This is a genomic window from Arthrobacter sp. 10L430, from assembly GCF_056395245.1.
The window spans coordinates 20279-30575 of record NZ_JBFTJD010000036.1; the positions used below are offsets into that span (position 1 = coordinate 20279).

The 10297-nt window shown below is 66.0% G+C and carries 11 protein-coding genes; 7 read left to right on the forward strand and 4 right to left on the reverse strand.

From position 1 onward, the window contains the following. Positions 1 to 84: 84 nt before the first annotated feature. The 3 genes from AC1DDG_RS20680 (at position 85) to AC1DDG_RS20690 (ending at position 3699) form a co-directional block, all read left to right on the forward strand. Positions 85 to 1545 (forward strand): flavin monoamine oxidase family protein, encoded by a 1461-nt coding sequence (locus AC1DDG_RS20680; protein ID WP_476877555.1) that lies wholly within the window; start codon positions 85 to 87, stop codon positions 1543 to 1545. A gap of 56 nt (positions 1546 to 1601) precedes the next feature. Further along, positions 1602 to 3119 carry an APC family permease gene (locus AC1DDG_RS20685; protein ID WP_476877556.1) on the forward strand — a complete coding sequence of 506 codons (1518 nt, stop codon included), beginning with the start codon at positions 1602 to 1604 and terminating at the stop codon, positions 3117 to 3119. A 97-nt stretch (positions 3120 to 3216) separates the two neighbouring features. Next, complete coding sequence (locus AC1DDG_RS20690; RefSeq protein WP_476877557.1) at positions 3217 to 3699, forward strand: pyridoxamine 5'-phosphate oxidase family protein; 483 nt, start codon at positions 3217 to 3219, stop codon at positions 3697 to 3699. A 111-nt stretch (positions 3700 to 3810) separates the two neighbouring features. Here the strand turns inward: AC1DDG_RS20690 and AC1DDG_RS20695 are convergent, their stop codons facing one another. The 3 genes from AC1DDG_RS20695 to AC1DDG_RS20705 all read right to left on the reverse strand — a co-directional run bounded on the left by AC1DDG_RS20695 (position 3811) and on the right by AC1DDG_RS20705 (position 5659). Next, the gene (locus tag AC1DDG_RS20695) at positions 3811 to 4278 is read right to left on the reverse strand and encodes an SRPBCC family protein (RefSeq protein ID WP_476877558.1); all 468 of its coding nucleotides are present in this window, start codon (positions 4276 to 4278) and stop codon (positions 3811 to 3813) included. Between the two features lie 193 nt (positions 4279 to 4471). Next, positions 4472 to 4936: a hypothetical protein gene (locus AC1DDG_RS20700; RefSeq protein WP_230118201.1), complete on the reverse strand. Its 465-nt coding sequence runs from the start codon at positions 4934 to 4936 to the stop codon at positions 4472 to 4474. 84 nt (positions 4937 to 5020) lie between these two features. Further along, positions 5021 to 5659 carry a hypothetical protein gene (locus AC1DDG_RS20705; RefSeq protein ID WP_476877559.1) on the reverse strand — a complete coding sequence of 213 codons (639 nt, stop codon included), beginning with the start codon at positions 5657 to 5659 and terminating at the stop codon, positions 5021 to 5023. A gap of 153 nt (positions 5660 to 5812) precedes the next feature. Here AC1DDG_RS20705 and AC1DDG_RS20710 point away from each other — a divergent pair, with 153 nt between their 5' ends. From AC1DDG_RS20710 to AC1DDG_RS20725, 4 genes are all read left to right on the forward strand, one after another. Next, positions 5813 to 6190, forward strand: a complete 378-nt coding sequence (locus AC1DDG_RS20710) for a VOC family protein (protein WP_476877560.1) — start codon at positions 5813 to 5815, stop codon at positions 6188 to 6190. 68 nt (positions 6191 to 6258) lie between these two features. Next, on the forward strand, positions 6259 to 7293 hold the full coding sequence (locus AC1DDG_RS20715) for a PHP domain-containing protein (protein ID WP_476877561.1): 1035 nt from the start codon (positions 6259 to 6261) through the stop codon (positions 7291 to 7293). A gap of 134 nt (positions 7294 to 7427) precedes the next feature. After that, positions 7428 to 8810 carry an MFS transporter gene (locus tag AC1DDG_RS20720; protein ID WP_476877562.1) on the forward strand — a complete coding sequence of 461 codons (1383 nt, stop codon included), beginning with the start codon at positions 7428 to 7430 and terminating at the stop codon, positions 8808 to 8810. A 26-nt stretch (positions 8811 to 8836) separates the two neighbouring features. Beyond that, positions 8837 to 9613 carry an SDR family NAD(P)-dependent oxidoreductase gene (locus tag AC1DDG_RS20725; protein WP_476877563.1) on the forward strand — a complete coding sequence of 259 codons (777 nt, stop codon included), beginning with the start codon at positions 8837 to 8839 and terminating at the stop codon, positions 9611 to 9613. Positions 9614 to 9657: 44 nt separating this feature from the next. Here the strand turns inward: AC1DDG_RS20725 and AC1DDG_RS20730 are convergent, their stop codons facing one another. Further along, complete coding sequence (locus AC1DDG_RS20730; RefSeq protein WP_230118195.1) at positions 9658 to 9960, reverse strand: DUF4193 domain-containing protein; 303 nt, start codon at positions 9958 to 9960, stop codon at positions 9658 to 9660. Between the last annotated feature and the right edge of the window lie 337 nt (positions 9961 to 10297).

The following is a 10297-nucleotide window of genomic DNA, read 5'->3' on the forward strand; positions in this document are numbered from 1 at the left end:
CGGCAGAACAGCTATAGTTCTCGTAAATGAATAGCATTCATTTAGTGGTCCGCATCACCCGGGCGGCCACAGAGAGAGGACATCATGCTGAATTTTGACCGCGACGTCGTGATCGTGGGTGCGGGCCCTTCCGGGCTCACAGCAGCCCGTGAACTGAAGAAGGCCGGCCTCAGTGTCGCAGTACTCGAGGCCCGCGACCGCGTGGGCGGGCGCACCTGGACCGACACCGTTGACGGCGCCGTGCTGGAAATCGGCGGGCAGTGGGTCTCGCCGGACCAGACCGCACTGCTGGCGCTGCTCGACCAGCTCGGCCTGACCACGTATTCCCGCTACCGCGACGGCGAGTCCGTCTACATCGGTACCGACGGAACCCCCGTCCGCTACACCGGCGATTCCTTCCCGGTCAGTGCCACCACCGGAGCCGAAATGGACAAGCTCATCGGGCTGCTTGACGCCCTGGCCGCCGAGATCGGGCCCACCGAACCGTGGGCGCACCCGAAGGCGCGCGAGCTGGACACCATCTCCTTCCACCACTGGCTCCGCCAGCACTCCCCGGACGAGGAAGCCTGCAACAACATCGGCCTCTTTATCGCCGGCGGCATGCTCACCAAGCCCGCCCACGCCTTCTCGGCGCTGCAGGCTGTACTCATGGCCGCCTCGGCCGGGTCCTTCACCCACCTCACCGATGAGGACTTCATCCTGGACAAGCGGGTTGTCGGCGGGATGCAGCAGGTCTCCCTGCTGCAGGCAGCGGAACTGGGGGACGACGTCGTCCTCAATAGCCCGGTGCGGACCATTAACTGGGAGGAAGACGCGGACGGCGGCCACCGCGTCACCGCTGTCTCCGAGCGGGCCACCGTGAACGCACGCTTCGTGATCATGGCCGTGCCGCCCAACCTTTACTCGCGCGTGTCCTTCAACCCTCCACTGCCGCGCCGCCAGCACCAGATGCACCAGCACCAGTCGCTCGGCCTCGTGATCAAGGTGCACGCCGTGTACAGCACGCCGTTCTGGCGGGAAGCCGGACTCTCTGGCACCGGTTTCGGCGCCGGATCGCTCGTCCAGGAGGTGTACGACAACACCAACCACGGCGACACCCGCGGCACTCTGGTGGGATTCATCTCCGACGAAAAGGCGGACGCCGTTTTCGAGTTGAGTGCCGCAGCCCGCAAGCGGGCCGTCCTGGAATCAATCGCCGGTTTCCTGGGGGAGCAGGCGCTGGAACCGGAGGTGTACTTCGAGTCCGACTGGGGCTCGGAGGAATGGACCCGCGGCGCCTACGCGTCCAGCTACGACCTTGGCGGCCTGCACCGCTACGGCAAGGACCAGCACGCACCGGTGGGCCCGATCTACTGGTCCTCCTCCGACCTTGCCGCCGAGGGCTACCAGCACGTGGACGGCGCCGTACGCATGGGCCAGTCCACAGCGGCCCGCATCGCCGCAGCAGCGGGCGCAGCCGGCGCAACCGCAGCGGCCCGTACCGCAGCCCGTACCCAAGAATCCGGTGAGGCCGCGCTGACCGGGGCCCCGGCCGCCGTCGGCTGACCTGGCCGCCCCCACCTCCATTCAAAGACGAATGAATTTTTCGGAGAGGCAATCCCATGAGTACTACTAAGGCCACGGCCGCCCAGGACTCGCACAAGAAACTGAGTGACAAGGGCCTGAAGGCCGGGTCTGTGGGGCTGATCGGCGCGGTGGTGATCGGGGTGTCCTGCATCGCCCCGGCGTACACGCTGACGGCGGCCCTCGGCCCCACCGTCTCCGAGGTGGGCGTCCACCTGCCGGCCATCTTCCTGGTGGGATTCATCCCCATGCTGCTGGTGGCGCTCGGGTACCGCGAACTCAACAACGCAATGCCCGACGCCGGAACCTCCTTCACCTGGGCAACGCGGGCCTTTGGCCCGTGGATCGGCTGGATGGGCGGCTGGGGGCTCATCGCCGCTACTATCATCGTGCTGTCCAACCTCGCGGCGGTGGCGGTCGACTTCTTCTACCTCATGCTGTCGCAGCTCCTCGGCAACCCCGGCCTCGCGGAGCTGACCGCCAACCTGCCGCTGAACATCGCCACCACTCTGGTGTTCATCGCACTGGCCTGCTGGATCTCCTACCGGGGCATGGAAACCACCAAGGGCGTCCAGTACGTCCTGGTGGGCTTCCAGTTGCTGGTGCTCGGCTGGTTCGCGACGTCGGCCTTCCTGCACGTGGCCAACGGCTCGGCCTTCGATGCCACGGCCATCTCGCCGGACTGGTTCAACCCGTTTGCGGTGGACTCGTTCTCGTCCTTCGCCGCCGGCGTATCGCTCTCCATCTTCATCTACTGGGGGTGGGACGTGACGCTCACGATGAACGAGGAGACCCGGAACCCCGAAAAGACTCCCGGGCGCGCAGCAACGGTCACCGTCGTGGTGATCATGGCCATCTACATGACTGCCGCCCTCGCCACCCTGTCTTTTGCCGGCGTGGGTGAGACCGGGCTGGGCACGGGCAACCCGGAGAACCAGTCCAGCATTTTTGCCGTCCTCTCCGGGCCGGTGATGGGGCCGTTCGCCATCCTGATGTCCCTGGCCATTCTCAGCAGCTCGGCGGCATCGCTGCAGTCCACGTTCGTTTCACCGGCGCGGACACTGCTGGCCATGGGGCACTACAAGGCACTGCCGGCGAAGTTCGGCAAGGTCAGCCCGGCGTTCAAGTCGCCGAGCTACGCCACGATTGCCGCGGCCATCGCTGCGGCAGCCTTCTACGTCATCACCCGGACCACTTCGGAGAACGCCCTCTGGGACACCATCACGGCGCTGGGCATGATGATCTGTTTCTACTACGGCATCACGGCGCTGGCCTGCGTCTGGTTCTTCCGGGCCGTGGCCTTCAGCAACACCCGCGCGTTCTTCTTCAAATTCCTCGCACCGCTCCTGGGCGGCGTCATCCTGCTGGTCATGTTCTTCAAGACCGCCTACGACTCCATGGATCCCGAGTACGGTTCCGGCTCCTCCGTGGGCGGAGTGGGCATGGTGTTCATCCTCGGCATGGGCGTGATCCTGCTCGGTGTGGTGGTCATGCTGGTGATGGCCAGGATCCGGCCGGAGTTCTTCCGCGGCCAGGTGCTGGCGCGCGGACGGTAACCTTCCCGGGTGTCCCACACGGGTGGAAAGTAAGCACGCTTACCAATACGCTGGTCCGGGGGAAGATTTCCCATACTGAACAGAACGAGGTGACAGCATGCCGGAAAATGAAAACATCAGCAAAGTCACGGACATCATCAACGATTCCCACATCGGAATGTTCACCACCATCAACGAAGAAGGCGCTCTGGTCAGCCGGCCGCTGGCCGTCCAGGACGTCAAGGACGACGGCGACATGTGGTTCTTCACCGGGGAGGGAACCTCCCAGGTGGCCCACATCGGTGCGGACCCGCGGGTCAACGTGTCCTTCGGCAAGAACACCGAATGGGTGTCCGTGGCCGGAACGGCGGAAGTGGTCAGGGACCGGGCGACGATCCGCGAGATGTGGAACCAGGCGGTTGATCCGTGGTTCCCCGACGGGCCGGACACCCCTGAAGTGGTCCTGCTGCGCGTCGACTCTGACTCGGCTGAGTACTGGACCAGCCCGGGAGGCACCGCGGCCACCGTCCTGCAGTGGGTCAAGTCCAAGGTGACCCACAGCCGCATGAGCGTGGGCGAAAGCGGGACTGTGGAGCTGTAGCTCCTCCAGATAGCAGCAACGCGGGGTCACTTACCGCCCATCCGGAGGTCCGGATCGGGCGGCAAGTGACCCCGCGTTGCTGTTTATTGCAGCTAGGCGGCGGGCGCCGTCTCAGGCGTTGTGCGACGCCGCGGCGGAGGACAGCGAGGCCAGTCCCTTTTCGAAATCGCCGCCCACCATCTTGTCCATGTTCATGAACAAGGCAAAAACCTTGCCGATGCCCTTGTTCTCGCCGTTCATGGTCCAGGTGACGCGCGTGCCGTTGCCTTCGGGGACGAACGTGAAGTTGGTGGGGTTGACGGCGGCGAACGGCTTGGTGAATTCCAGCCGGACGTTGATGCTGTCCGGTTCCTGGGCGCCGACGATCTCCATGGTGCCGGAGCCCGCCTTGCGGTTGCCGCTCCAGGCGTACTTTGCGCCGACACCGGCTTCCGGGCCCGAGTAGGTGCGGCTCATGGTGGGGTCCACGGATTCCCACGGGGACCATTTGGTCCATTCGCGGAAACTGTTGACCAGCGGGAAAACGTCCTTGGCAGGGGCGGGAATGAGGGCGCTGCGTATGACCGTATAGGTTGACATGGCCCCATCCTAAGGCCGGGTTCGGGGCATCGGGAGGAAGGTCTGGCCCGGCGGTTCCCCGCACGCCACCGCGTGGGAGCCTTGCCGAGACAAAGGATGCGGAGACCGACCCCCACTGACAGCAACGCGGGGCCACATGCCGCGCAATAAACGGCCCGGATTGGGCCGGAGTGACCCCGCGCTGCAGCATGGGCTAGCTGTTGGCGGCCGCGTCGTCGTAGCCCTGCTGGGTGCCGTTGCCCCGGCCACCACCGCCCGGGCCGCCCATGCCCTCCTCGGTGCCCGTCACCTTGAAGCTGGCGTCCAGCAAGACGGTGGCCCGGGTGCCGTCCGCCTTGGTGATGTGGGCTTCGTACGTGGCGCCGTCGGCGTCGGTTTCCATTCGCTCGATGGTCGCGTCGGGCTGGGCAGCCTTGACGGCGGCCTCGACCTTGGCGGCGGTGTCGCCAGTCAGGACTTCCTCGGTCTTGCCGTTGGCCTGGTGCGGGCCGCGGGTCCCGCCGTCTGTCCCGGCAGCGCCGTAGCCCTGCGTTGTGGACGACGCCGCCGACGACGTGCCGCTGTCGGCCATTGCCGGGAGTGCGGCGGCGCCGATCGCACCACCTCCGGCTGCCGCGGCCAGGATAATGCCGGCCGTCACCTTGTTGATCTTGGACATGTGAATCTCCTATTCTCCGGACCCGGGTGAACGGGCCGGCCGCCTCTGCGGCCTGGGAAAATACTCTGATTCAGGATTGTGTCCCTACTTCGCGGCCGCTGTGCCAGGCCTGTGAATGCCGGCCGCCACTTCGGCGCCGGCTGCGATGTGTGCGCCTGCCGCAATTTCAGCACAGCGCAGCGCGTCCTCCAGCCGTGCCACGGCGGGCGCGTAGCCAGGGCCAGCCAGCGTCCGCAGCAGCTCAGTTTCCCGCATCGCCTTGATGAATGCGGCGGTTTCCGGCCGTGCCACGTCCGCCATGTCAGGGAAGTCGATGGCCAGCGCCGGATCCAGTTCGTACCGCTGCCAGCGCTTCAGGACAGCATCGTGCAGATCGACGGCGGCCCGGCGGGCAGGCAAATCCTCCCGCTGGCGGCGCAGGGAGGCATACCAGCCTAGAATCTGCGGGCTGCTGCGGTACGCGGCAACGCCGCTGGCGCCGGTGACGGCGGCCAACGCCAGTCCCGCAAGCGGTGATGTCACCGCCGGGATCAGAAGGGCCGGAATTATCACCGCTGCCCCGCAGAAAAGGTCCCAGAACAGCGGGTCTGAACTGTCGCCGTCGGGCCTTCCGGCATGGTGCCGTACGGCGAAGACGGTGCAGGAAGCGGCGGCCACCAGCACCGCACCCCAGAAGACAAGCTGCAGCGCCCCAATCAGGACGGCTTCCGTTACGGCGGGCACTCCACCACCTCCAAGCAACGGGGCCCGGTAATTCGGGCTCCACTACAATTGCATCCCCTGCGGCCCCGGCGGTCAATGGGTCGCCGGGCCACGCCAGCGACTGGCCGTGGCAAACGGTTTGCAGCGGGCGGCGCTCGGCGTAGCCTTGGCGGCATGCGACTCAAAATGTGCAGCATCCACGTCCAGGATCCGGCAGCGGCCCACTCGTTTTATACCGAGACCCTCGGCTTCGAGACCCTCATGGCCATGCCGGAACACAACCTGTTCATCGTTAAGGATCCGGGAGCCGCGGGCGGCGCGGGGCTGCTGCTGGAGCCGAGCGATAATCCCATCGCGGCCGCTTACATGACCGGACTTCACGACGCCGGGATCCCGGCGATCGTCTTCGGCGTCCCCGACGTGAAGGCCGAGCATGGGCGGCTCGCCGCCGCGGGCGTCCGGTTCCAAGGCGAACCGTCGGAAGACCCCTTCGGGATCTCGGCTGTGTTCGACGACGGCTGTGGCAACTTCGTCCAGCTGCACCAGGACTGAAGGCCGTTCGCCGCAAGACCGCAGGCTTATTCGCCGCAAGACCGCAGGCTTAAAGGTGGGAGACCCGAATGGACGCCGCTGACGCCCTGAATGAGATCGCGTTCTGGCTGGAACGCAGCGCCGCGCCAACGTTTAAGGTCCAGGCCTTCCGGAAAGCCGCCGGCATCATTGGCGACATCGCCCCTGAGGAGTTGGCGGAGCGGGCACAGGACGGCCGGCTGAAGCGGACCAAGGGGATCGGGGACACGACGTTCCAGGTAATCCGGCAGGCGGTCGACGGCGGAGTGCCGGATTACCTGGAAAAGCTGAGGCAGAGCGGCGCGGAACCTCTCGCCGCCGGCGGCAAGGGGCTGCGACCTCTGCTGCGGGGAGACCTGCACAGCCACAGCGACTGGTCCGACGGCGGATCGCCCATTGGCCTCATGGCGGATGCCGCCCGCACCCTCGGCCGCGAGTACCTTGCCCTGACGGACCACTCCCCGAACCTGAAGATTGCGAACGGGTTGAGTGCCGAGCGGCTCAGCGAACAGCTTGAGGTTGTGGCAGCCGTTAACAAGGACCACGCCGGTCCGGGGCCCGGCGGGTTCAGGCTGCTGGCTGGAATCGAGGTGGACATCCTCGAAAACGGCGAGCTGGACCAGTCTCCGGAGATGCTGGACCGGCTCGATGTGGTGGTGGCCAGCGTGCACTCAAAGCTCCGCGCGGACCGGAGCACCATGACCGACAGGATGCTCGGCGGCATCGGGGACCCCCACACCAACGTGCTGGGGCACTGTACCGGGCGCCTGCTGCAGGGCTCGCGCGGCACCCGTCCGGAGTCGGAATTCGACGCCGAACGCGTGTTTGCGGCGTGCGCGGAAGCCGGCGTCGCCGTCGAAATCAATGCCCGGCCCGAGCGCCAGGATCCGCCCGACAACCTCATGCAGCTGGCCCTCGATGCGGGGTGCCTCTTCAGCATCGACAGCGATGCGCACGCGCCCGGCCAGCTGGACTTCCTGCAGTACGGAGCCGAGCGGGCGGAACTGAACGGCGTGCCGGCGGACCGGATCATCACCACGTGGCCGCTGGAGCGGCTGCTGGAGTGGCTGAAATCGGGGACATAAGACATCCGGCCACGTGGTCGCATTCCAGCACCGCGGCCCCAACTAAGCGTGGTGACTATTGCGTTGCAGAGTGGTAAACCTTAATTGTTCCGCTGAGGAACCCCGGCGGGCCCGTTCTCACTGCGAGGTGCACCATGACTTCCATGAATCCTGCCGATCATCTCGACGAACTGGGCCACAGAACACTGCGCAGGGTACGCGGGCGCATCATGCCGCTCATCGTCCTGCTCTATTTCGTGGCGTACCTGGACCGGAACAACGTGGGCTTCGCCAAGCTGACCATGAGCGAGGACATCGGGCTGAGTGCTTCAGCGTACGGGCTCGGTGCAGGCATCTTCTTCCTCGGCTATGCGCTGCTGGAAATCCCCAGCAACGGCGGCATGTACAGGTTCGGCGCCCGGAAGTGGATAGCCCGGATCCTGATCTCCTGGGGCGTCTTTGCCACCGCCATGGCCCTGGTGAACGGGGAAACCACGTTCTACATCGTCCGCTTCCTGCTGGGCGCGGCCGAGGCCGGATTCTTCCCGGCCATCCTCTTCTACCTGACCCTGTGGTTCCCGGCCGCCCAGCGCGTCACGGTCCTGGGTATCTTCATCCTGGCGCAGCCGGTCTCCAACGCCCTGGGCGCCCCGGTGTCGGGCCTGCTCCTCCAGATGGAAGGCATTGCGGGCCTGCACGGCTGGCAGTGGCTCTACATCATTGAAGGCATTCCGGCCATCCTGCTCGGCCTGCTCACCCCGATCCTCATGACGGACCGCCCGGGCCATGCGAAGTGGCTGCCGGCGGAGGAGCGCGAATGGCTGACCAGGACCATGGACGAGGAGCTCGCCCACAAGCAGAAGGGCCAGCCGCACCACTTCCTGGCCGGCCTCAAGGACCCCCGGACGATTGCGTACTCCGCGCTGTACTTCGGCCTGGTCTGCGGAATCTACGGCCTCGGTCTGTGGATGCCCACCATCGTTGCCGCCCTGGGCAAGTTCAGCACCACCCAGGTCGGTTTCATCGTGGCGATCCCGTACACGATTGCGGCGGTTTTTGTGTACTTCTGGGGCAGGCGCTCCGACCGGACGGGTAACCGCGTGTTGCACGCCAGCATCAGCATGGTCCTCGCTGCCGTCGGCCTCCTGGCTGCCGGCTTCCTGGTGCAGGTGAACGCTATTCTCGCCCTGATGGCGCTGACCCTGGCGGCCATGGGCATCTACTCGGCCATTGCCCCGTTCCTGGCGATGCCTTCGACGGCCCTGGTGGGAGCCGCGGCCGCCGCCGGTCTTGCCATGGTGAATTCACTGGGGAACCTGGGCGGTTTCGTGGCTCCCTACGCGGTGGGGCTGTTCAACGACGCCACGGGCGACAACCGGTCAGGCCTCGTGTTCCTGTCGGCGGTCCTGGCCATCACGGCAGTTGCGACCTATCTCTACGGACGCAGGCGGCCGGAAGGTCATGTGAAGCCCGGTACCCGTGCAGCCGTCGGTGAGGAAGCGGTTGCTGCCGACGAGTTCGACGACACCAAGTACTGACAACAGGCGACGAGAGGCTAAGGGACATGACGCATCACGAAACGTTGCCGGCCGAGCGAACCGCGGTGCTGACCGGCGCCGCGTCTCCGCGCGGCATCGGACGGGCGACGGCGGAAATGCTTGCCAGCCAGGGGTGGTCGGTGGCGATCCTGGATATCGACGGCGACGCGGCGCGGCTGGCGGCAGAGGAAATCACCGCCGTCTACGGCGTCAAGGCCACGGGGGCGGGCGCGGACGTCTCCGACCCGGCGGCCGTCAACGCCGCCATCGACGAGATCGAGTCCAGCATGCCGCCGATCGTTGGCCTGGCCAACCTTGCCGGCATCAGTTCGCCCACGGAATTCATGGATGAGACGCTCGAGGCGTGGGAGCGCGTGTTCAAGATCAACATGACCGGCACGTTCCTGGTTACCCAGCGTGTGCTCAGGGGCATGATCGAGCGCAAGCTCGGCAGAGTTGTCAGCGTCTCCTCCATTTCGGCCCAGCGTGGTGGAGGCACCTACTCCAAGGTGGCGTACAGCGCCTCGAAGGCGGCCATCATCGGCTTCACCCGAGCCCTGGCCCGGGAAATGGGCCAGCACGGCATCACCGTCAACTGCGTCGCTCCGGGGCCGGTGGACACGGACATCATGGGCGGAACGCTGACGGATGAACGCAAGGCCGCCATGTCCGCCGACATCCTGATGGGCCGGGTGGGCACCGTGCGGGACATCGCCGCGCTCATGGTGTTCCTGATGGGCGAGGACGCCGGCTACATCACGGCAGCGGCGTATGACATCAACGGAGGGCTGCAGATTTCCTGACGGTTCCGGGCCTAACGATCAGGACCGGGCGAACAACGGGCGTCCTACCCTTCGCACTCCGAGCAGTACTTTTTTCCGTCTTTTTCCCGCGCGAGCTGGCTGCGGTGATGGACCAGGAAGCAGGACATGCACGTGAACTCGTCCTCCTGCACCGGGATGACCTGGATGAGCAGCTCTTCGTGGGAGAGGTCGGCGCCGGGAAGATCGATGCCTTCTGCGGTGTCGGCTTCCTCGACGTCCAGCAGGGCTGTCTGGGATCCGCCGCGCTGGGACTGCATCGCTTCGATCGATTCGGTCCCCGGCTGATCCTCTTGATTGACGCGCGGTGCGTCGTAGTCGGTTGCCATGGTGGTTTCACTCCTTCGCACGGGCGCCGGACTGGCGCCCATTCGCAGGCATCAACTCTACTGCCCGGCCAAGTATTCCCGGGAGATCCGGGGCCGGAATGCAGCGGGCGGAGCGCACAAAAGTCCGGTGGCGGAGCTGCGTGAATCTCTGCAGCCTCTCCGCGATTGTTGGTGATGCCCGACGTGGCCTAGGAGACTGCTGAACAACGTGGTTGTGGGGCGGGCGGAACGCCACCAATGGCCGTCAAGCGGCGTGTTCTGGTCAGCACCCTTGGGTGCGACAACGGGGTCGTTCCGCCCGCTTAGTTCATTGTGCCCCCGGATGTGGGGCGTCATC